A 21,396-nucleotide genomic window follows, 5' to 3' on the forward strand; every position below is an offset into this window, starting at 1 on the left:
TTTCATGAATGTTCCTGCCTCAATTTTTAAAGCCTACGATATCCGCGGCATTATTGATGAAACTCTCAATCCACAGATTGCTCGAGCAATTGGCCAAGCTTTTGGTAGTCAAATGCGCGATTTGGGTGAAACGGACGTTGTTATTGGTCGCGATGGTCGACTCTCGGGCCCAGTTCTAATTAAAGCGCTGACCGAGGGTTTGCTATCGACCGGTATTAATGTGATTGACCTTGGGATGGTCGCCACGCCAATGGTTTACTTCGCTACTCATCAGACCATTGGAAATTGCCAACCCAAATCTGGGATCATGATTACGGGTAGTCATAATCCGCCCAATTACAACGGCTTTAAGATGGTGCTCGGTGGAGCGGCGATTTATGGCGATCAGATTCAGGGGCTGCGACAACAGATTGAAGCAGATGATTTTCGACAAGGCAATGGAAAACGCTCCAGCTTCAATATCTTCCCCCAATATTTGCAAACCATTGTTGGTGATATTCGCTTAGCTAGACCCATGAAGATCGCCGTCGATTGTGGCAATGGTGTGGGTGGCGCGTTTGCTAGAGAGTTATTCCGAGCTCTGGGCTGTGAGGTGCAAGAGCTCTTTTGTGAGGTTGATGGGCATTTTCCCAATCACCATCCAGACCCTGCCCACCTTGAGAATCTTCAAGACCTAGTTCACAACCTTGCAACCACTAGTAATGAGCTGGGCCTTGCCTTTGATGGCGATGCCGATCGACTTGGTGTTGTAACCAAAGATGGCGAGGTAATTTTTCCGGATCGGCAAATGATGCTGTTTGCAAAGGATGTACTCAGTCGCAATCCCAAGGGCCAAATCATTTATGACGTCAAATGTACGCGCAACCTCGCCCCGTGGATCCGTGATCATGGTGGCGAGCCCCTCATGTGGAAGACTGGCCACTCTTTAGTCAAGGCCAAGCTAAAAGAGACTGGCGCTCCCCTAGCCGGGGAAATGAGTGGTCATATCTTCTTTAAAGACCGTTGGTTTGGCTTTGATGATGGCCTCTACACCGGCGCTCGATTGCTAGAAATCCTCAGTCAATTTGATAATCCAAGTGAAGTATTGAACGCACTACCGAATGCAATTTGCACCCCTGAGTTACAACTTCCATGTGCCGAGGGTGAATCTTTTGTCTTGCTTGAAAAGATTAAAGCCAATCCCAAGTTCCCAAGTTCTCAATCGATTAATACGATTGATGGTGTGCGGGTTGAGTATGCCGATGGCTTTGGTTTAGCTCGCCCCTCGAATACAACACCGATTGTGGTTCTCCGATTTGAGGCTGATTCTGAAGAAGCGATTCAACGAATCCAGCAAGAATTCAAAGCGGCTCTTTTGGCTGTCAAGCCGGATGCAAAATTACCGTTTTAGCAGATCCACTTAAATCTTTTTAATTTCTTTAATCCGATTTTGCTCGTCTACTAGAACAATTTTGGGGCTATGGGTTTTAGACTCGGCGTTGTCAATGGGTCCGTAAGTGCAAATAATAAGATGGTCACCCACATGGGCCTTACGAGCAGCGGCACCATTCAAGGAGATCGCACCGGAACCTCTGGGTGCCTTAATAATGTAGGTGGAAAATCGCTCGCCATTATTGATGTTGTAGAGCTCTATCTTTTCGTATTCACGCATATCGGCGGCATCCATGAGATTCTCATCAATCCCACAAGAACCCTCATAATGCAAATCGGCCTCGGTCACGACCACCCGATGTAACTTAGCCAATAACATGATTCGTTTCATAGAAATCCCCTTTAAGGATGGGATTCTATCGCGAAAGTGATTGCGAGTTAAGATTGATGGATGAGCACAATGAATCGATCACTTTCGACCGGTAGTTTTTATGATTATCCCCAGCAAGATGCATCGGGAGCTACCTGTATTGCGCAGGCGTGGGCCAAAACGCCTGCACCCCTTGCTTTGGGAGAAAAGCAGGATGTAATCGAGCGGATCAAGGTTTTGTTAAAGGAAAAAGATGCGGTCATTGTGGCGCACTATTACGTCGATGGTGATATTCAAGACCTTGCGATGCAAACTGGGGGCTTTGTTTCTGACTCTTTAGAGATGGCTCGGTTTGGTAAAAATCATACTGCTCAGAATTTGATCGTTGCCGGTGTGCGATTCATGGGTGAGACCGCAAAGATTCTGAGTCCTGAAAAACGCGTATTCATGCCAGATCTTGAGGCAACCTGCTCACTTGATTTAGGGTGTCCCACGGATGACTTTCGGAAGTTCAAGTCTGCCCATCCGGATCGAGTCAGTGTGGTGTATGCCAATACCAGTGCGGCAGTGAAAGCACAGGCGGATTGGATGGTGACCAGTTCTTGCGCGCTAGCGATCGTGCACCATTTGGATCAGCAAGGCAAAAAGATACTGTGGGCGCCCGACCGGCATTTAGGGCGTTACATTCAAGAGCAAACCGGCGCTGATATGATTTTGTGGAATGGCGCATGCATTGTGCATGATGAATTTAAAGCAACTGAACTCGCGGCAATGCGTGCAAAGCATCCCAATGCCATGGTTCTTGTCCATCCAGAGTCACCACAACACGTTGTTGATCAAGCAGATGTGGTTGGCTCAACCTCGGCGATGATCAAAGCGGTACTAGAAGGTAGCGCCTCTGAATACATCGTAGCCACTGATCAGGGCATCTTGCATCGTATGCGTCAACTCGCACCCCACAAAAAGCTAATTGCCGCACCCACCGCGGGTGAAAGTGCCACCTGCAAGAGCTGTGCCAACTGCCCTTGGATGGCAATGAATGGCTTACGGGGTATCTTACATTGCTTGGAGCATGACTCTGGCGAGATTGAAGTGAAAGAGCCCATTCGCTCTGAAGCACTTGGGTGTATTGAACGCATGCTGGACTTTACCTCTACCCACCCAGAATTATTAGCCAAAGCCCAGCATGGCTTCATTAAAAATATTGGCGCTGCATAAGCTGCTTTGGATATGTTTTCCGAGAATGAAACCTTAGATCAGGCCATTGCTCGCAATGTGCGCGATGCCCTCTATGAAGATCTGGGTCGTGGGGACTGGACTGCCAATCTGGTTCCTGGTGATCAAACTGCGCATGCCAGATTAATTGTTCGTGAGCCAGCTGTGCTGTGTGGAACCGCATGGTTTGATGCGGTGATTCAGTCGCTTGATTCTCAGGCACAGGTTGATTGGTTATTTTCTGAGGGCGATTGGATGGCGCCCGATAGTTTGGTCTGTGAAATTACCGCAAATGCCCGCGCCCTTCTGAGTGCCGAGCGCCCTGCCATGAACTTCTTGCAGACCCTCTCCGCAACTGCAACCACCACCCGCCGCTACGTTGAAGCGATTGCAGATGCCAGCCCTAATCCGAAGGGTTGCGCCATTTTAGATACCCGCAAAACCATTCCGGGGTTACGTCAAGCCCAAAAATACGCGGTTCGAGTGGGTCATGGTCAGAACCAACGGATGGCCCTGTGGGATGGCATCTTGATTAAAGAGAATCACATTGCTGCAGCAGGGAGTATTACTGCGGTATTGGCTGCTGCCAATCGACTCAACGCAGGGGTGGATGTACAAATTGAAGTAGAAAACCTTACAGAACTGCAGGAAGCGATCAATCATGGTGCCAAAAGCATTTTGCTCGATAACTTTAGCCTCGATCAAATGCGCGAGGCTGTAAAGCTCACCAGCGGCCGAGCTCTCTTAGAGGCATCTGGTGGCGTCACCCAAGATCAACTCCGTGCCATTGCAGCAACGGGTGTCGACCGAATCTCGATTGGCAAATTGACGAAGGACATTCAGGCAATCGATTACTCGATGCGCATTGATCGCATCAGCTAGATTGCTGGGTTTGAATCGGGGTCAGAATGGTTGGATATGAAACCGACCAGGTTTTTGGGTAATCGCGACTAAAGTGTAAGCCTCGACTCTCCTTGCGTAATAAAGCCGAACGCACTACCAGTTCAGCGCACTCAAGTAAGTTGCGTAACTCAATTAAATCTCGGCTCACCCTAAAATTAGCATAGTAGTCTTGGACCTCAGTACGCAAAAGCTCAATCCGATGTAAGGCGCGCTCGAGTCTGCGTGTGGTTCGCACAATACCAACGTAGTTCCACATCAAGGAGCGTAGCTCATCCCAGTTATGCGCAATCACCACTTGCTCATCAGCGTCTTCAACCTTACTTTCATCCCACAGCCGTACCGGGGGCTGCTCAATGCCACCCTGCTCTAGGATATCGGCTGCAGCAGCCTTACCAATCACCACGCATTCAAGTAATGAGTTAGACGCCAAGCGATTGGCACCATGCAATCCAGTGTAAGTCGCCTCACCAACCGCATATAAACCTGTCAAATCAGTACGCCCCTTAAGGTCGGTGACAACCCCTCCGCAGGTGTAATGTGCAGCGGGTACTACCGGAATTGGTTCTTTAGTAATGTCGATACCAAGGGCGAGACAGCGTGAGTAAATCATGGGGAAGTGTTCCCGAATGAATGATTCCCCAAGATGCGTTGCATCGAGATGCACATAATCCAAGCCATGTTTTTTCATCTCAAAGTCGATTGCGCGCGCCACAATATCACGTGGAGCAAGTTCCCTGCGCTCATCATGCTCTGGCATGAAGCGATGGCCATTCGGTAACTTCAAGATTCCACCCTCCCCGCGCATCGCCTCGGTAATCAGGAAGGTACGATCGCTTGGGTGATACAAACAGGTCGGATGAAATTGCACGAACTCCATATTGCCAATCCGGCAGCCTGCGCGCCATGCCATCGCAATTCCGTCGCCAGTGGCTGTATCGGGGTTACTGGTGTAGCGATAGACCTTTCCTAGGCCACCGGTTGCGAGTACCACAGCCTTGGCCAGAATCGTTTCCACCCGACCTTTCTCAATGTCGAGTGCGTACGCCCCATAACAGCGATTGGATTTGTACTTCGCAGGCATTTGTAAATGTTTATTGGTGATGAGATCGAGTGCAATCCAGTTCTCAAGAATCCGGATATTGGGATGCGCTTTGGCTTTATCCAGCAATACCTCATGAATTGCTTTGCCCGTTGCGTCGGCGGCATGGGCAATGCGTCGATGACTATGCCCACCCTCACGGGTTAAGTGCAATCCTTCGGGCCCAGATTGATCGGGGGTAAACGGTACGCCTTGCTCAACCAACCAATGAATCGCTTCTGCGCTTTGCTCTGCAACATAACGCGCTACGGACTCAACAACGAGTCCTGCTCCAGCATTGACCGTATCGACCACATGCGATTCAATACTGTCCTCTTGATCGAGAACCCCAACAATCCCACCTTGCGCCCAAGCGGTTGCCGCTTCGCTGAGACGGCGCTTGGCCATCAAGATCACCGGTTGTCGGTCTGCAAGGTGAAGGGCAACAGTAAGGCCGGCTAAGCCGGCCCCAATGATTAATACAGGATGATGGTCATGCGCTACGCTCATTGAATGAGCATAGCATCGTTTACCGTTAGGTCATAACCAATGTGCTGTGCTGGCTTACCGCCCTTTTGAATCGCTACAGCGCAGTACTTAAACTCTGGAATCTTGCCAAAAGGATCCAGCGCTGGGTTGGTCATTAAATTAGCAGCCGCCTCGTAATAAGCAAACGGCATAAATACAGCCCCACTTGGTGTGCCATCATCCCTGCGAACATGAATGCCAACCTCGCCCCTACGGGACTGCACGGTAATCACATCACCTGGGTTCAGACCCAACTTCGCCATATCCTCACCACACATCGAAGCAGTCGCCATGGGCTCAATCGCATCCAAAACACCTGCGCGCCGGGTCATGCTTCCAGTGTGCCAATGCTCGAGCTGGCGGCCCGTGATTAATACAAAAGGATATTCTGTATCGGGTCGCTCATTGGCCGGAATAATATCGGCAGGGACCAGTTTTACTTTTCCGTCGGGAGTTGGGAAACTCTCATCAAACACAATCGGTTGACCGGGATCTTCCTCGCTTAAGCATGGATAAGTGACACATGACTCACGCTGCAAGCGATCCCACGTAATTCCATTAATCACGGCATGCATGGCACGACGCATCTCGTCATAGACTTCAGCAACACCGCACTCCTCGCCTTGGTAACCCCACTGCAAGCCAATGCGCTTAGCAAGCTCCTGAATAATCCACAAATCAGGCTTTGCATCACCAGGTGGATTGAGAGCGCGCTTACCCAGCTGCACCATGCGGTCAGTATTGGTCACGGTGCCGGTTTTCTCAGGCCATGCGCTTGCTGGCAGGATAACGTCGGCTAACCACGCGGTCTCGGTCATAAAGATATCTTGTACGACGAGGTGATCAAGCGATGCCAAAGCATGGCGCGCATGGTTTAGATCGGGGTCACTCATAGCAGGGTTCTCGCCCATGATGTACATTCCCCGAATCTTGTCAGGATCGGAATCTGGCGCAGTGATCTTATGCATGATCTCAACCACGGTATATCCAGGCTTTTTATCTAAGGGCGTGTTCCAAAACTTCTCAAACCACTCATGCGCCTGGGCATTATCCACGCGCTGATAGTTGGGGAACATCATCGGTATTAGTCCGGCATCACTGGCGCCTTGAACATTGTTCTGTCCACGTAGTGGGTGTAGACCAGAGCCTGGCTTACCAATTTGACCGGTAATGCTAACCAAAGCAATCAAGCAACGGGCATTATCGGTGCCATGAACGTGTTGGCTAACACCCATCCCCCACAAGATCATTGAGGCTTTGGATTTAGCAAACTCGCGCGCTACCTCACGCAGGGTTGCTGCCGGTACGCCACAAATGGGTGCCATGGCCTCAGGGCTGTAACCTTTTACATTCTCTTTGAGGGCCTCAAAGTTTGAAGCGCGCTGGGAAATAAAGTGTTGATCGCATAAGCCCTCTTCAATCACCGTATAGATCATGGCATTGAGCATGGCGACGTCGGTGTCAGGCTTAAATTGCAAGGTGCGCCAAGCGTGCTTACCAATATCCGTCACGCGCGGGTCGGCCAACACAATCTTGGTACCATTCTTGGCGGCATTTTTCATCCAAGTTGCAGCCACAGGATGATTGGCGGTTGGGTTGGAGCCAATCACCAGAATTAAGCCGGAGTGCTCGATATCGTTGACCTGGTTACTCACTGCCCCAGAGCCAACACCTTCAAGTAAGGCGGCAACACTCGATGCATGGCATAAGCGGGTGCAATGGTCGACGTTGTTGCTACCAAAACCAGTTCTCACTAGCTTTTGGAACAAGTAAGCCTCTTCATTGCTACCTTTGGCCGAACCAAATCCTGCTAGAGTTTTCTTACCATGTTGATCACGTAAGGCCTTTAACTTGCCGGCAGCAAGATCCAAAGCCTCCTCCCAAGTAGCTTCACGGAAGACTTCACTCCAATCCTCCGGATTTTTACCTGCAGACTCAATCGAGTTCTCATCCTTTGGCACCCCGGGTTTACGAATCAACGGCTTGGTTAAGCGTTGGGGATTGTGCACATAATCAAACCCAAATCGGCCCTTCACGCATAAACGGCTATGATTTGCAGGACCATCACGACCATCCACGCTCACAATTTTTTCGTCTTTCACGTTGTAGGTAATTTGACAGCCCACCCCGCAGAATGGGCACACCGAATCCACCTTCCGATCTACGGCTTGTGAACCAATATGCGTTTTAGGCATTAAAGCACCCGTTGGGCAGGCTTGTACGCATTCGCCACACGCAACACACGTACTGGTACCCATTGGATCGTTCAAATCAAAAACGATCTCACTATGTGCACCACGCATCGCATAACCAATCACATCGTTCACCTGCTCTTCACGGCAAGCGCGCACGCAACGGTTGCACTGAATACAGGCATCCAAATTAACTGCCATCGCAGGATGCGACAAATCAGCCGTTGGTTGATGACGGCGCAAGGCTTTGAGCTCAGGCCGCACTGTTACGTCAAGACGATTGGCCCACTCACTGAGCTCCCCGTGCTGTTGACGTTCACGCTCAGCATCGCTATCACCGACCCATTTATAGCCTTCATCGGGCATATCGGAGAGCAACATCTCCAACACTAATTTTTGACTCTTTAAAGCGCGCTCACTATTGGCCTTAACTTCCATACCAGCCGTCGCGGCACGACAGCAACTAGGCGCCAAAGTGCGCTCGCCATTGATCTCAACTACGCATGCACGGCAATTGCCGTCAGGACGATAGCCATCCTTAAAGCACAGATGGGGAATATCAACCCCATGGCGTTTGGCTGCTTTTAAGATGGTCTCGCCATCATAGGCAACGATCGTCTTACCATCGAGTTTGAACTCAACGGTTTGCAATGCTAATTCTTGCGGATTGACTGGTGCGTTCACGCCTTAAGCTCCCTATCTAAGCGGTTATGCAATTTCGTGGGGAAAATATTTGTGGATGCAACGAATGGGGTTTGGGGCCGCTTGCCCAAGACCACAAATAGAGGCATCCACCATCACCGTGGATAGATCCTCCAAAGTAGCCTGATCCCATGTACGTGCTTGCATCAATTGCGCAGCTTTACTGGTTCCAACCCGACAGGGAGTGCACTGACCACAACTCTCGTGCTCAAAGAAGCGCATCACGTTTAGCGCTGCATCGCGCGCCTTGTCTTGATGACTAAAGATCATCACAGCGGCAGAGCCAATAAAACACCCATAAGGCTGCAAGGTATCAAAATCCAATGGGATGGTATTCATGGTCGCAGGCAAGATGCCGCCTGAGGCACCGCCTGGCAAATAGCCATAGAAGGTGTGGCCCTCTTGCATACCACCGCAATACTCATCAATCAGCTCCTGAATAGTGATGCCAGCTGGTGCAAGTTTGACACCAGGATATTTCACTCGACCGCTCACGCTAAAGCTCCGTAAGCCTTTGCGATCATGGCGACCAAACGAACTAAACCATTGCGGTCCGCGTGCGATGATGTCGCGTACCCAATATAGGGTTTCAAAATTATGCTCAAGCGTGGGTCGACCAAATAAACCAACTTGCGCAATGTAGGGGGGGCGCATTCTGGGCTCGCCCCGCTTACCCTCAATACTCTCAATCATGGCGGACTCTTCACCGCAAATGTAAGCACCTGCCCCTCGGCGCAACTCAATCAGCGGTAACTTAAACGATGCATTTGCTTGAAGTTTTTTAATCTCAGCAGCAAGCAACTCACGGCAGCCGTGGTACTCGTCACGCAAGTAGATGTAACAAGCATCAATCCCAACCACGCGGGCAGCAATCAACATTCCCTCAAGGAAGCGATGAGGATCGCGCTCTAGATAGGTGCGGTCTTTGAATGTTCCAGGCTCACCCTCATCAATATTGATTGCCATAAGCTTAGGCGCTGGCTGATCTTTCACAATCCGCCATTTACGACCGGCTGGGAATCCAGCACCACCAAGACCGCGCAAACCAGAATCTTCCATCGCTTTAATGATGGACTCGAGCTCACGTTGACCGCTATCAAACTCCTTCACTAAGGCGTAACCACCTTTTGCGCAATATGCCTCATAGCCCACATAAGCGGGCGACACCTCATTAGCTTTTTGTTCTGGGCTAACTGCCTGCTGCGCAAAGTCTGCGGGCTCAAATTGAGCATCATCCTTTGCCTTGGGATGTGTTAGTTGACGATTTTTAACCGCTTTCGATACTTTTTCTGCATCGGCAAACAATACAGGGTATTGATGCACCACCGCGACTGGGGCTTGCTCACAGCGACCTACGCATGGAGCCGCAATCACCTTGGTCTTGACATTACCCAGAATCGTTGGCAAGCGCTCTAATAACTGTTTAGCACCTGCTAACTCGCATGACAATCCATCGCATACGCGCACTGTAATATCAGCAACTGGATCATTACCGCGCACGACTTCAAAGTGATGATAGAAGGTCGCTACTTCATACACCTCAGCCATGGGCAAGTTCATCAGCTTGGCAAGGGCGGTCAGATGACGATCATGCAAAGCGCGGTAAGCATCATTGATCAAATGCAGATTCTCAATCAGCAGGTCGCGACGATACGGACCATCACCGATGAGTTTTTTTACTTCGGCCAAGGATGCATCGTCCGCCTGTCGCCCTTTTAATTTACTTTTTTGCCGAATTCGCTCACGAAGGTCATCCGCGCTTGCAATGGCAACCGCTTTGATTTCGTTGGAAGGCTTAGGGTGATTCATGCTGTTTTAGTCTCTCAGTCAGAATATAAATAGTTATTTAAAAGGTCGTACTACATAGCCTTTTAGTGGTTGAAATCAATGTAATTGATCTACCCATGTAAGTAATTGATATGGCTCAAGATCTCCGGAATCAGGGTTAACCCTAGTTTCGGCAGGAAGCTTAGTTTCTGCGGATTAGATTAATTGGAACTAGGCAAAAAGGTATTGCTATAGTCCATTTCCCTTTCCCGGACACGGGCTTTAAAACACGCATCAAAGTCGGGGGTCCCAACCCGCAAGCCCACTGCCGTGCAATCAGCTTGAGCGGCCGACTGGACCGTGCCGCAGGCTGATAAGCCAAAAGTACTGGCAACGGCTAATCCAGCAATCATCACTTTTATTGTCATCGTTTGAGTCTATCACCTAAACCAGTTGCTTGATTAACAGGACCGATCCTGCAAATAGCAAAATACTGCCGTAGGCCAATTGCATATGATGAATACTCAAGCGTCGATGGGTTTTTGAGCCAACCCAAAGACCGATCACCATGCAGGGCACCAGAAATAATGCGAGACCCAAAACCTCCCAGTTCAATATCAGGCCCGTCACTAGCATAAAGATCAGACGCAAGAATACGAAGATCAGAATGGCAAAGGCCATGGTTGCGCGTAAGGTGTTGGGTTGGTTAAAACGCATTGCTAAATAGGATGCATAAATGGGTCCACCTGTAGCAAACAAAGCTGTAAAAATCCCCCCTGCAATACCAAATGGAATTGACCAATATTGTGAAATGGTTTGGACGGGAGCGGATTTTTTCTTGGTCAAAACTCGCAAGCCATTGAATGCTGCAAAGGCGCCCAAAGTGATCAGCAGAGGCTCCGGCGGAGCCTTCAACAGCAAGGTGATCCCAATCACCATACCGATAAAACTAAATGGCAGTAACCAGGCGAGTTCTTTCTTGTCGGCTGCATCAAAGGACTTTGTGCCCAAATAGAATGCCGCACACAGATCGAGTATCACCATAATCGGCACGACGACCTGCAAGGGGAAGAATAATACGAGCACCGGTACCGAAATAATCGATGACCCAAAACCGGTCACTCCAAAAATGAAGTACGCCACCAACACAATCGTGCAAGCGGCAATAAATGAGACGGGGCTAATTAACTCAAAAATAAATGTACTTTGTTCGTGTTATTTTTTACTACCCAAGGAAACGCCCAGTGGAATACCCTCTTGATCAGCACTGACCGCCTTAGGTACTCCTATGGTAATTCGTTCAGCTAAATTGGGCTGCTGCGCAACCATCAACTCTTTGGCGCGATTGGCTCGTGTGCCTGCCAACTGTATAAGCTCCGCCTCGCCAATGACATAACTTTGAATGAGCTCATTGCGCAGTTGCTGATAGCGCGCTTCATTATCAGGCAGTGAAATCAAACGCTGCGCTAACTTAATTCGGCCAACTTGTTGCCCATACGCAGATTTCACTCCAGATTGGACCCGGGGATCGGAAAGACTGGGGGTTGGGAGAGGATCCTGAGGACTCAATTTAAATCCAGCGGCGTTCAAAATGGCTCGATCAGCGCGCGCCCTAGCTAAGGCTGCTTTATCGGCATTGGGATCATAGGCGCCAACAAACTCTATTGTGGCATGGGGGCGTTTTACTAAGACCCCTGCTAATTTATCGAGCTTCTCCTGATCAACTGGTAAATAAGAGCTCTCGCCCAATACCGCATGAATCGGCGTATCGCTTTGGAGGCCCAATAACGATGCCAATGCCCTAAACGGTGCAGTGACAATATTGGTGAGGACGGTACGAATCGCTTGCCAGACGAGGCCCGTTGCGGAGAACTCGGGAGAATCAACATTCCCTTTGATCCCCAGTGAAATATCAATCACATTATCGGAGTCTTCCAGTAAGGCAATCGCTAGCCGCAAGGGTAAACGCCGACCCTGAAAATTAGGCACCTCTTCCCCGAGTTCAATATCTTTGATAACGAAACGATTTTGACCAACCAGCTCAGCGTCTTTTGCCCTGTAGTTCAATATGAGATCCAAGCGTCCATCTTGAATCGCATAGCCAGCGTATTTCATGAAATATGCATTGGTAGTTTTCAGAGGAACATTCTTAAATTCAAATAACACATCATGGTTGCGTCGCGGGTCGTCAAACGCTGCCTGACCTTTTGCCCGAAAGCTCCCGCGATCCGCAATCAACCCGTCAAGAGCGATCGCCGCATAGCGGCCTGGAACATTACTAACGCCAAGCAAGGAGCCATTCAGTTTACGAATATCCGTTTGTAACTGCGGCACCACCCCCAAATCAGCAAAATGCACGATGCCATTTCGTAATTTGATGGCCTTAATATCGAGCTCAAAATTCGATGGCTTTGCCTCTGCCACGCTTGCTGAAGGCTCTGACGCCGAAGCTGGGCTTAGGACGGGTTTAGAAAACATTCGACGAATGTTGGAGAACCCTTGCTCATCAAGGTCATACTTAAAGTCGGGCTGATCCAACAAAATCTCATCAATCGTAAGTGAAGTTTTGCCACTCGCCAATTTACGCAGATCAATTTGCTTGAGATCGGCTTGGCGCCATTTCATGAAGGGCTGCCGTGGCTTACCTTCCGTGATTTCAATATTCTTAAGGCTTAACTCACCCACGGTTGACCATAGTCCTTGGCGAGCTTGATATTCCAACTTGCCAGCCATGATCCCTGAGTTGGTCTGCAAAGGATTGTTAGCTGGCAATAAAGTAATGATTGGGATAACAGACAGGTTATCAATGGCCACATCGATCTTGATTAAATTTTGTTTAGGCTCCAGATGAAAGAGGAAATCCAATACGCCCGCATCGAGTTTAAGGTTTAACTTAGCGAGAAGCTGATCAGGCTCAGGGCTGCTAATTCCTCCCGAGGCCTGAACCTTATCAAACACGACCATCTTATTGAGCGATGGAATTAGCAGATCAACCTTGCCCAAATCGAGTTCGTATAAACCCTCCACGCCAGGCTCATCGGAGGCTTTCCGATAATTACTGAGTTGTTTGAGATTCAGAGAAAACGGTCCTAGATCATCTGCAAACTTAGATTGCCCATCCCGAAATTGCAGGCGCGCCCCCTGAATCGCTAGACGATCGACCGATACTTTGATTGCCTTTGGTTTAGCATCAGTCGATGATGGCTTTTGGGCATTGATTGTCTCAATCAGTTGCATCCAGTTCCACTTCGATCCAGCGCCTGCTGCACGCTCAAGCAAAATCGATGGATTCGTGAGTTGTAGGTCACGAATCCCCAACTCGCCAGTCATTAATTTGCTCCAATGCAGGCGAATCAGACCTGCATCTAAGCTAAGCAATTGCTTACCTTGAATTTGTTGAAGGCGCAGGCCTTCCACCTGAGCAGTTAATTGAAAAGGTTTGACGCTGATGGATTGAATCTGAACGGAATAACCGAGTTGCTGGCTATGCCCTTCAATTTGTTTTTTGATCCATGTGGGCGCCCACGTGACTCCGATCACCCAATATAGACTGGCCAAGATCGCCAGTACCACGCCAGACGTGAGAGTGATACGGAGGGGTCGATGACTGGGTAATCGCATCGATTTGCAATTAACCCCAAAAAATCTTTTTCATCTCCGACGACCCAATGACCGATTGCAAGCTCATAAATGTGAGGTAAGGCAACACAATTAACCAATAGATCAAACTAAGTGCCAGTATATGAATCGGGTCACCATTTCCAAAACTAGCCAACGAACTAATGAAGCCTCGATGATGAATCCAACCCTCTAAAGCGGATTCGACAGCGCTCAACAAAACAACGACGCCTACATAGACAATTGAACGAGGCAAGATTTGCCCAATGAGCGGTCTATCACGCTTACTCTGAATTGGATAAAGCATCTGGCCCATGAGCATGAACTTGGCACACAACAATGCTTTCACTAAAGCCAAGCTAATATGGACATAAGGAAAGCCTTGCAAACGTTCAACCGAGAAACTCAGAAATGCAAGCGCGCAGAACCAGATTGAAAAATAGATGAACAAGATCAGTATTTTTTTAATCTCTTCACCAAGCCGATTTTTGTTCACATGAGGATGCATACAGATAATTTAACTGAGTGACCTGAAAGCTGGAAGATGGATCGGGATTAAAGGCATGTCTGCCGTTTGGCGGAGAGGGCGGGATTCGAACCCGCGGTAGGCTATTAACCTACACACGCTTTCCAGGCGTGCGACTTAAACCGCTCATCCACCTCTCCGAAACCATTCATTATACGGTTCGAGGAGTGGCGGATGATTTTCTGTAGCTTTTATGAGCTTATAGCGACTTCTTTAATTGTTCCAAGATCGCTGGATTCTCAAGCGTCGACGTATCCTGTGTAATATCCTCGCCCTTCGCAATCACACGTAAGAGTCTGCGCATAATCTTTCCAGAGCGGGTCTTTGGCAAGTTATCACCAAAGCGCACATCCTTTGGTTTCGCAATCGGACCAATTTCTTTGCCTACCCAATTGCGTAATTCAGTTGCGATCTTCTTGGCCTCTTCCCCTTCGGGACGTTTACCCTTAAGAACCACAAAAGCGCAAATTGCTTCACCGGTCATGTCATCAGGGCGCCCTACAACAGCAGCTTCGGCGACTAGTGGATTGGCAACCAGGGTCGATTCAATTTCCATGGTGCCCATGCGATGGCCTGAAACGTTGAGAACGTCATCGATACGGCCAGTAATGGTGAAGTAGCCGGTATCTTTGTTCCGAATTGCGCCATCACCTGCCAAGTAGAGTTTGCGACCGAACTCATCTGGGAAATACGCTTTGACAAAGCGGTCGGGGTCACCCCAAATCGTACGGATCATCGATGGCCATGGACGCTTCACCACTAGGATACCGCCCTGACCATTGGGCATATCGTTACCAGTCTCATCCACAATCGCGGCCATAATGCCTGGCAATGGCAAGGTGCAAGAACCGGGAACCATGGGGGTTGCGCCAGGCAATGGGCTAATCATATGACCACCGGTCTCGGTTTGCCAGAAGGTATCGGCAATCGGACAACGCGAGCCGCCGATGTTCTCGTAATACCACATCCACGCCTCAGGATTAATTGGCTCACCCACCGATCCCAAGAGACGCAATGAACTGAGATCGTAATTTTTCGGGTGCACACTTGGATCCGTATTCGATGCCTTAATCAAAGAACGAATTGCAGTCGGTGCCGTATAGAAAATCGTGGCTTTGTGTTTTTGAATCATCTCCCAAAAACGGCCAGCATTCGGGAAAGTTGGTACACCTTCAAACACGATTTGTGTACCACCCACTGCCAATGGTCCATAGGCAATGTAGGAGTGCCCAGTGACCCAACCAATGTCAGCCGTACACCAGAAGATATCGCTTGGCTTGATATCAAAGGTCCACTTCATCGTGAGGATGGCCCACAATAGATAACCACCGGTGGAATGCTGCACGCCTTTTGGCTTACCGGTTGATCCTGAGGTGTACAAAATAAATAAAGGATGCTCAGCGCTCACCCATTCTGGATCACAGGTTTTTGCTTCGCTCGCAGTCACTTCATGCATCCATGAATCAAGGCCAGCCTTAAAGGGAATATTGCCGCCCGTACGCTTGTAGATGATCACGTTTTTAATGTTCTCGCAGCCACCAAGCGCTAAGGCCTCATCGACAATCGTTTTCAGAGGCAATGCTTTACCTCCGCGCATTTGCTCATCGGCGGTGATTACTGCAACCGCACCCGCATCAATAATGCGCTCTTGCAAGGATTTTGCTGAGAAGCCTCCAAATACCACGGAGTGTGTGGCACCAATGCGAGCGCAGGCTTGCATGGCAATCACGCCCTCGACTGACATCGGCATATAAATGATGACGCGATCGCCCTTTTTAATACCGCGTTTACGCAACGCATTCGCTAATTGACAAACGCGATCGTGTAACTCTTGATAGGTAACCTTCGTTACCTTGCCATCATCCGACTCAAAAATGATGGCGGTTTTATTGGCATTGCCATTTTGCAAATTACGATCAAGGCAGTTGTAGGAGGCATTCGTTGTGCCATCCTCAAACCATTTATAAAAAGGTGCCTTGGACTCATCGAGTACTTTCGTGAATACCTGCTTCCAATGAAGATTTTCTTTGGCTAAGCGCCCCCAAAATCCCTCGTAATCTTTCTCTGCCTCTGCGCACAGCTTTTTGTACGCATCCATTCCTGAAATGGCGGCGTTTTTTACAAAATCAGCAGGTGGATTAAAAATCCGGTTTTCTTGCATTAGTGGTTCCATACGAATAACACCCTCTCTTCGAACTTATAGTGACAACAGAACAAACAATTGGTCTATCGTTTCATATGACGATAAGTGAATTAAGTCCTGATTTGCCCTATGGCAAACCCTTAAAATGCGTATTTCATTCCACTTATTGAAATATTTCTATGCCTACGATACGCCAAGAAGACCTGATTCAAAGCATTGCGGACGCTTTTCAGTTTATTTCCTACTACCATCCTCGGGATTTCATTCAAGCCATGGGGCGTGCCTACGAGCTTGAACAAGGCCCGGCAGCAAAAGATGCGATTGCTCAAATTTTGACCAATAGCAAAATGTGTGCCGAGGGTAAGCGACCAATTTGTCAGGACACCGGGATTGCAGTGGTCTTTCTGAAGGTAGGCATGAACATCAATTGGAGTGGCGCCACCATGAGTGTTGCTGACATGGTCAATGAGGGTGTGCGGCGTGCCTACATGAACCCCGACAATCCTCTGCGTGGCTCAGTGTTAACTGACCCGGCTGGTAAGCGCAAGAACACGGGTGACAACACGCCTGCGGTCATTCACTATGAAATTGTGCCAGGCGATGATCTCGAAGTGATTTGTGCAGCTAAGGGCGGTGGCTCAGAGAATAAAGCAAAGATGGTGATGCTTAATCCATCGGACTCCATTGTGGATTGGGTCATGAAAACCGTTCCAACCATGGGTGCTGGCTGGTGCCCTCCCGGCATTCTTGGAATCGGAATCGGTGGCACGCCGGAGAAAGCGGCTCTTCTTGCCAAGGAGTCGCTCATGGCGCCTGTTGATATTCAAGAGCTGATTGCACGTGGTCCCAAGAATCGTATCGACGAGTTACGCCTTGAGATTTATGAAAAGGTCAACCAATTAGGGATCGGCGCTCAAGGTCTTGGCGGTCTAGCGACCGTTCTTGATGTGAAGATCATGGACTACCCCACACACGCCGCCTCTTTACCAGTGGCAATGATTCCGAACTGTGCGGCCACACGACACCTGCACTTTCACCTTGATGGTAGCGGCCCGGCTCATTTTGATATTCCGTCGCTTAACGATTGGCCTGCCGTCGCATGGCAACCAGACACCAAACAATCCAAACGTATTGATGTCAATGCGTTGACTCCCGAGGAAGTGGCTAGCTGGAAACCGGGTCAAACTTTATTACTCAATGGCAAGATCCTCACCGGTCGTGATGCCGCTCACAAACGCATTTCTGACATGCTGGCCAAAGGCGAGTCATTACCGGTGAGTTTTAAGAATCGCGTGATCTATTATGTTGGGCCCGTTGACCCCGTGCGTGGTGAAGCGGTCGGCCCAGCAGGTCCAACGACCGCCACTCGAATGGATAAATTTACCGAGACGATGCTAGGACAAACCGGCTTAATCGCCATGATTGGTAAAGCTGAACGCGGCCCGGTGGCGATCGAGTCGATCAAGAAGCATCGCTCCGCGTATCTTATGGCAGTCGGTGGTGCAGCCTATCTAGTATCCAAAGCAATTGCCCATGCCAAAGTCGTTGCATTCCAAGATTTAGGCATGGAAGCGATTTACGAATTCGATGTGGTCGATATGCCAGTGACTGTAGCGGTTGACTCTCAAGGGATCTCCATGCATGAAACGGGTCCTAAAGAGTGGCAAATGAAAATTGGCAAGATTCCAGTTAGCGTCGCTTAGTAGATTAAGCTGGTAAGCAACGTTGGCAACGATCGGCGTATTTGATTCTGGGGTTGGTGGTCTATCCATTTTGGATGAGGCACTCAAGCAACTCCCACGACATCATTACATTTACTTGGCCGATTCTGCCAACGCACCCTACGGAGAAAAATCCGCCACTTGGATTGCCAAGCGTAGTTTGCAGTTGTGTCGCTACCTGGTTGATCAAGGTTGCGATGCCATTGTGGTGGCATGCAATACCGCAACCGCAGAAGCGATTGCCCAAATCCGCTCTGAGCTTCAAATACCCATCATTGGTGTCGAGCCCGGTATTAAACCAGCAGCGATGCAATCCCAAAATGGCGTTGTAGGTGTGCTTGCTACGGAGGCAACCCTCAATAGCGATAAGTTCAATGCGCTCTTAGCCACATTACCCAGTCACTGTCGCTTTATTAAGCAAGCGGGCGCTGGCTTAGTGCCGCTCATCGAGGATGGACAAATTGAATCTCCCGCCATACGTACTCTATTACAAACACACTTAAATGGAATCATTGAGGCACAAGCAGACACCTTGGTTCTGGGTTGTACGCATTACCCTTTTCTAAAAAATCAGATTAAGGAACTCATGGGTGCATCGGTCACCATCGTAGACACAAGCGATGCCGTGGTTCGTCAGTTGGGTCGGCAGCTTGAGCAACACGGCCTAGCTGAAGAAGCAGGGGTTACATCATTAAAGTTGCTGAGTACTGCAAATGGGGATACATTACAGGCCATGGCAGAGCGTTTATTGCGAACTCCTTTGTCATTCCGTAGCGTCGACAAACGATCATTGATGATTTGAGCATGGCCTCTGCAAGTTCCGCACATTGGCGTCTTCCTTTCTCACGGGATGAACGCATCATCATCGTACTGGTCATTCTGGTGCACGTATCATTGGTCGTTCCCTTTCAATTTGGTTTAAGCCCAAAGCCGCCGGATTATCAAAATGACGAGCGGGTCATGGCAAATCTGGTGGCGCCAGAGACCCCACAGGCGCCAGCCAAGAAGGCCGCACCCCCTGCCCCTAAGATGGCGGCTGAGGCACCCAAACCCACCCCCAAGCCGGAACCTAAAAAACCAGAGAAATCCGTTGCTCCCGCACCAAGCCCCACACCCGCACAAAAAGCACCTGCTCCAGCAGAAACAGCAACGTCCAAACCTAGCGAGAGTCCACAGAATGCGACCGTGGCCCCGCCTACGGGTGGCGGTGGAGTGAGCGGCACCCCCATCCAAACGGATATTGGTAAATTAGTGGTGGTCTACCAGCCCGATGCCGATCCGTATTACCCCTCATTCTCAAAGCGGGCAGGCGAGCAAGGCGAAGTAGTGGTCAGGCTCATCATTAGCGAGTCCGGCGAAGTGGAAGAGGCGCGCTTATTACAGTCCAGCTCCTACCCCAGGCTTGATCGGGCTGCAATGGAAATTGGTAAGCGGTATCGATTTAAGCCCTACACCATTAATGGCAGTCCCACTAAAATCTCAACCAATCTATTAATTAAATTCAACCTAAAGAGCCCCTAATATGAACAATGCATTTGGCCTTCACCATCTTTGGACCCAAGGGGACTTTGTCACTCACTTTGTTGCCCTTTTACTTTTGTTGATGTCGATTGTGACCTGGGTCATTTTGATCAGTCGCCTATGGGGTTTACGTAATATCAAACGTCTCAAAGGTGAATTGGATTCCTTCTGGCGAGCTCGCTCGTTTGATGAAGGACTCAATAGTCTTAGCAATCAGGCAATCAACCCCTTCTTCATAGTTGCAAAGACTGGTAATGAAGCCTCAGCTCACCATCAGAACCAAAGTGCTAGTCATCGTGAACTCTTTCAAACCCTCAATTACTCCGAATGGATGGCACGTAGTTTAAAAAATGGGGTCGACTCCTCGACCGCTCAATTGCAAAAAGGGTTAACGTTTTTAGCTTCCACCGGTGCGACCGCACCATTTATCGGTTTGTTCGGTACGGTCTGGGGGATCTATCACGCCCTGATTGCGATTAGCAGCTCAGGCAGTGCGCAAATCGATCAAGTCGCCGGTCCCATTGGAGAGGCGCTCATCATGACCGCCTTTGGTCTCGCCGTTGCCATTCCAGCAGTGCTTGGCTACAACACCATTAATCGCTCGAATCGTTTAGTTGTGGCTGACCTCAATCGCTTTGCTAATGATCTCTTAGCTTACTTTGTCACTGGCGCACGCGTTGCCCAGAAAGATTAATCATGTCCTTTAGCAATCCCTCAAACGATCAGCAAGAAGATGGCCTGATGGCCGAGATCAACATGACGCCCATGGTGGATGTCATGTTAGTTCTGCTCATCATTTTTATGATCACCCTGCCCGTCGTCCAGCAAGCGGTGAAGGTCGAACTACCTAAAGCCAATAGCGTACGTAATGAAGTAAAGCCTGAGTCGGTTCAGTTGACCATTGATGGCAAAGGTCAAATCTTTTGGAATAGCACACCGATCGACTTGGCAACCTTTACCGCGTATGCGGATAAAGCTGCTAAGAAAGATCCCCAACCCGAGATTAACTTACGGGCTGATAAATCGGTGCGCTACGATGCAGTTGCTCAGGTGCTTGCCGCATCACGGCGCGCGGGCTTAACAAAATTAGGGTTTGTAACTGAGCCTGATTAATTAGGTTTGGCTGCCTTACGCTCAGGCGGTGTAGTAATTGGATAACTGCGCTCCCAATGCGAAATGAAGTTTTTGTAATACTGCTGCGCTAATGGTGTTGAGCGCAAAATAATCATATTCTCCGCATTGCTTTTCTCGGCACTATTGGTGAAGTTATAACTTCCAGTCACCACAATCTCGCCATCAATGATCATCACCTTATGGTGAAAAATACGATGGGCCTTATTACCGCGCACTGATACACCCCCTTTAAGCAATACCGGGATCACATCAAAGTTATTTGCAGCCGTTGGCCCATCCTGAATCACCTGCACCTCCACGCCGCGTTTAGCTGCCCTAGCAAGCGCCTCTGCAATCTCCAAATAGGTAAAGCTATAGGTCATCACCTGAATACTTTTCTTAGCGCCATCCAAATACCGAATTAATCCACGCGCCGCTCCCGTCGGAGGAGTAAAAAAGACTGCCAATACCTCTGCAGTGATTGGTGCATCCGCTTTTGCAGTCTCTCGGGTATTTTTAGTCGGCTCTGGATTGGCCCAAACCGTTTGGACCAAGAACAGCGCACTAAGAAGAATGAGGGTGTATTTTTTCATGGGCTTGGTTGCTCAAAAATTCCGTGATGCAAAAG

General features: G+C 49.3%; 18 protein-coding genes and 1 tRNA gene. 8 read left to right on the top strand and 11 right to left on the bottom strand.

The features are described from left to right. Positions 1-4 precede the first annotated feature (4 nt). The gene (locus tag QUE61_RS06670; protein WP_286306471.1) at positions 5-1,390 is read left to right on the top strand and encodes a phosphomannomutase/phosphoglucomutase; all 1,386 of its coding nucleotides are present in this window, start codon (positions 5-7) and stop codon (positions 1,388-1,390) included. 9 nt (positions 1,391-1,399) lie between these two features. On the opposite strand, the gene panD is transcribed toward QUE61_RS06670, so the two are convergent. Then, complete coding sequence (gene panD, locus QUE61_RS06675; RefSeq protein WP_286306472.1) at positions 1,400-1,762, bottom strand: aspartate 1-decarboxylase; 363 nt, start codon at positions 1,760-1,762, stop codon at positions 1,400-1,402. Between the two features lie 69 nt (positions 1,763-1,831). On the opposite strand from panD, the gene nadA reads away from it, so the two are divergent. Together nadA and nadC are read left to right on the top strand one after the other, a co-directional pair. After that, a complete protein-coding gene (nadA, locus tag QUE61_RS06680; protein ID WP_286306473.1) occupies positions 1,832-2,959 on the top strand; it encodes a quinolinate synthase NadA in 1,128 nt (375 codons plus the stop codon). A gap of 12 nt (positions 2,960-2,971) precedes the next feature. Then, a complete protein-coding gene (gene nadC, locus QUE61_RS06685) occupies positions 2,972-3,838 on the top strand; it encodes a carboxylating nicotinate-nucleotide diphosphorylase (RefSeq protein WP_286306475.1) in 867 nt (288 codons plus the stop codon). On the opposite strand, the gene nadB is transcribed toward nadC, so the two are convergent. From nadB to acs, 9 genes are all read right to left on the bottom strand, one after another. Further along, complete coding sequence (gene nadB / locus QUE61_RS06690; RefSeq protein ID WP_286306476.1) at positions 3,831-5,447, bottom strand: L-aspartate oxidase; 1,617 nt, start codon at positions 5,445-5,447, stop codon at positions 3,831-3,833. The genes nadC and nadB overlap by 8 nt on opposite strands. Then, the gene (gene fdhF / locus QUE61_RS06695; protein WP_286306477.1) at positions 5,444-8,341 is read right to left on the bottom strand and encodes a formate dehydrogenase subunit alpha; all 2,898 of its coding nucleotides are present in this window, start codon (positions 8,339-8,341) and stop codon (positions 5,444-5,446) included. Before fdhF ends, nadB begins: the two co-directional genes overlap by 4 nt. A gap of 24 nt (positions 8,342-8,365) precedes the next feature. Further along, positions 8,366-10,168, bottom strand: a complete 1,803-nt coding sequence (locus QUE61_RS06700) for an NAD(P)H-dependent oxidoreductase subunit E (protein WP_286306478.1) — start codon at positions 10,166-10,168, stop codon at positions 8,366-8,368. A gap of 179 nt (positions 10,169-10,347) precedes the next feature. Beyond that, positions 10,348-10,554 carry a hypothetical protein gene (locus QUE61_RS06705; protein WP_286306479.1) on the bottom strand — a complete coding sequence of 69 codons (207 nt, stop codon included), beginning with the start codon at positions 10,552-10,554 and terminating at the stop codon, positions 10,348-10,350. Positions 10,555-10,570: 16 nt separating this feature from the next. Next, positions 10,571-11,269 carry a sulfite exporter TauE/SafE family protein gene (locus tag QUE61_RS06710; RefSeq protein WP_286306480.1) on the bottom strand — a complete coding sequence of 233 codons (699 nt, stop codon included), beginning with the start codon at positions 11,267-11,269 and terminating at the stop codon, positions 10,571-10,573. 72 nt (positions 11,270-11,341) lie between these two features. Next, positions 11,342-13,747 (bottom strand): DUF748 domain-containing protein, encoded by a 2,406-nt coding sequence (locus QUE61_RS06715; RefSeq protein WP_286306481.1) that lies wholly within the window; start codon positions 13,745-13,747, stop codon positions 11,342-11,344. Positions 13,748-13,757: 10 nt separating this feature from the next. Next, positions 13,758-14,240 (bottom strand): hypothetical protein, encoded by a 483-nt coding sequence (locus QUE61_RS06720; protein WP_286306482.1) that lies wholly within the window; start codon positions 14,238-14,240, stop codon positions 13,758-13,760. A gap of 79 nt (positions 14,241-14,319) precedes the next feature. After that, positions 14,320-14,410 (bottom strand) — tRNA-Ser (locus QUE61_RS06725). 59 nt (positions 14,411-14,469) lie between these two features. Beyond that, positions 14,470-16,443, bottom strand: coding sequence for an acetate--CoA ligase (gene acs / locus QUE61_RS06730; RefSeq protein ID WP_286306483.1), 1,974 nt, complete (start codon positions 16,441-16,443; stop codon positions 14,470-14,472). Between the two features lie 149 nt (positions 16,444-16,592). On the opposite strand from acs, the gene QUE61_RS06735 reads away from it, so the two are divergent. From QUE61_RS06735 to QUE61_RS06755, 5 genes are read left to right on the top strand one after another with little or no spacing between them, the layout of a single operon-like run. Further along, positions 16,593-18,116 (top strand): fumarate hydratase, encoded by a 1,524-nt coding sequence (locus QUE61_RS06735; protein WP_286306484.1) that lies wholly within the window; start codon positions 16,593-16,595, stop codon positions 18,114-18,116. A 22-nt stretch (positions 18,117-18,138) separates the two neighbouring features. After that, positions 18,139-18,936, top strand: a complete 798-nt coding sequence (murI, locus tag QUE61_RS06740) for a glutamate racemase (RefSeq protein ID WP_286306485.1) — start codon at positions 18,139-18,141, stop codon at positions 18,934-18,936. 2 nt (positions 18,937-18,938) lie between these two features. After that, the gene (locus tag QUE61_RS06745) at positions 18,939-19,655 is read left to right on the top strand and encodes an energy transducer TonB (RefSeq protein ID WP_286306486.1); all 717 of its coding nucleotides are present in this window, start codon (positions 18,939-18,941) and stop codon (positions 19,653-19,655) included. Position 19,656: 1 nt separating this feature from the next. Continuing rightward, on the top strand, positions 19,657-20,349 hold the full coding sequence (locus tag QUE61_RS06750) for a MotA/TolQ/ExbB proton channel family protein (protein WP_286306487.1): 693 nt from the start codon (positions 19,657-19,659) through the stop codon (positions 20,347-20,349). Positions 20,350-20,351: 2 nt separating this feature from the next. Further along, entirely contained in the window at positions 20,352-20,768 is a 417-nt protein-coding gene (locus tag QUE61_RS06755; RefSeq protein ID WP_286306488.1) for an ExbD/TolR family protein, read from the top strand. Here the strand turns inward: QUE61_RS06755 and QUE61_RS06760 are convergent. Then, a complete protein-coding gene (locus QUE61_RS06760; RefSeq protein WP_286306489.1) occupies positions 20,765-21,361 on the bottom strand; it encodes a phospholipase D family nuclease in 597 nt (198 codons plus the stop codon). The two genes, QUE61_RS06755 and QUE61_RS06760, sit on opposite strands and share 4 nt — an antisense overlap. Positions 21,362-21,396 lie beyond the last annotated feature (35 nt).

Source organism: Polynucleobacter sp. HIN5, assembly GCF_030297555.1.
Classification (GTDB): Bacteria; Pseudomonadota; Gammaproteobacteria; order Burkholderiales; family Burkholderiaceae; genus Polynucleobacter.

Bases quoted from the DNA above. Each gene is read 5' to 3' on its own strand.
- QUE61_RS06715 (WP_286306481.1), bottom strand. From the start codon at position 13,747: ATGCGATTACCCAGTCATCGACCCCTCCGTATCACTCTCACGTCTGGC.
- QUE61_RS06745 (WP_286306486.1), top strand. From the start codon at position 18,939: ATGGCCTCTGCAAGTTCCGCACATTGGCGTCTTCCTTTCTCACGGGAT.
- nadA (WP_286306473.1), top strand. From the start codon at position 1,832: ATGAATCGATCACTTTCGACCGGTAGTTTTTATGATTATCCCCAGCAA.
- QUE61_RS06750 (WP_286306487.1), top strand. From the start codon at position 19,657: ATGAACAATGCATTTGGCCTTCACCATCTTTGGACCCAAGGGGACTTT.
- QUE61_RS06760 (WP_286306489.1), bottom strand. From the start codon at position 21,361: ATGAAAAAATACACCCTCATTCTTCTTAGTGCGCTGTTCTTGGTCCAA.
- nadB (WP_286306476.1), bottom strand. From the start codon at position 5,447: ATGAGCGTAGCGCATGACCATCATCCTGTATTAATCATTGGGGCCGGC.
- QUE61_RS06705 (WP_286306479.1), bottom strand. From the start codon at position 10,554: ATGACAATAAAAGTGATGATTGCTGGATTAGCCGTTGCCAGTACTTTT.
- QUE61_RS06735 (WP_286306484.1), top strand. From the start codon at position 16,593: ATGCCTACGATACGCCAAGAAGACCTGATTCAAAGCATTGCGGACGCT.
- nadC (WP_286306475.1), top strand. From the start codon at position 2,972: ATGTTTTCCGAGAATGAAACCTTAGATCAGGCCATTGCTCGCAATGTG.
- QUE61_RS06670 (WP_286306471.1), top strand. From the start codon at position 5: ATGAATGTTCCTGCCTCAATTTTTAAAGCCTACGATATCCGCGGCATT.
- panD (WP_286306472.1), bottom strand. From the start codon at position 1,762: ATGAAACGAATCATGTTATTGGCTAAGTTACATCGGGTGGTCGTGACC.
- QUE61_RS06700 (WP_286306478.1), bottom strand. From the start codon at position 10,168: ATGAATCACCCTAAGCCTTCCAACGAAATCAAAGCGGTTGCCATTGCA.
- acs (WP_286306483.1), bottom strand. From the start codon at position 16,443: ATGGAACCACTAATGCAAGAAAACCGGATTTTTAATCCACCTGCTGAT.
- QUE61_RS06755 (WP_286306488.1), top strand. From the start codon at position 20,352: ATGTCCTTTAGCAATCCCTCAAACGATCAGCAAGAAGATGGCCTGATG.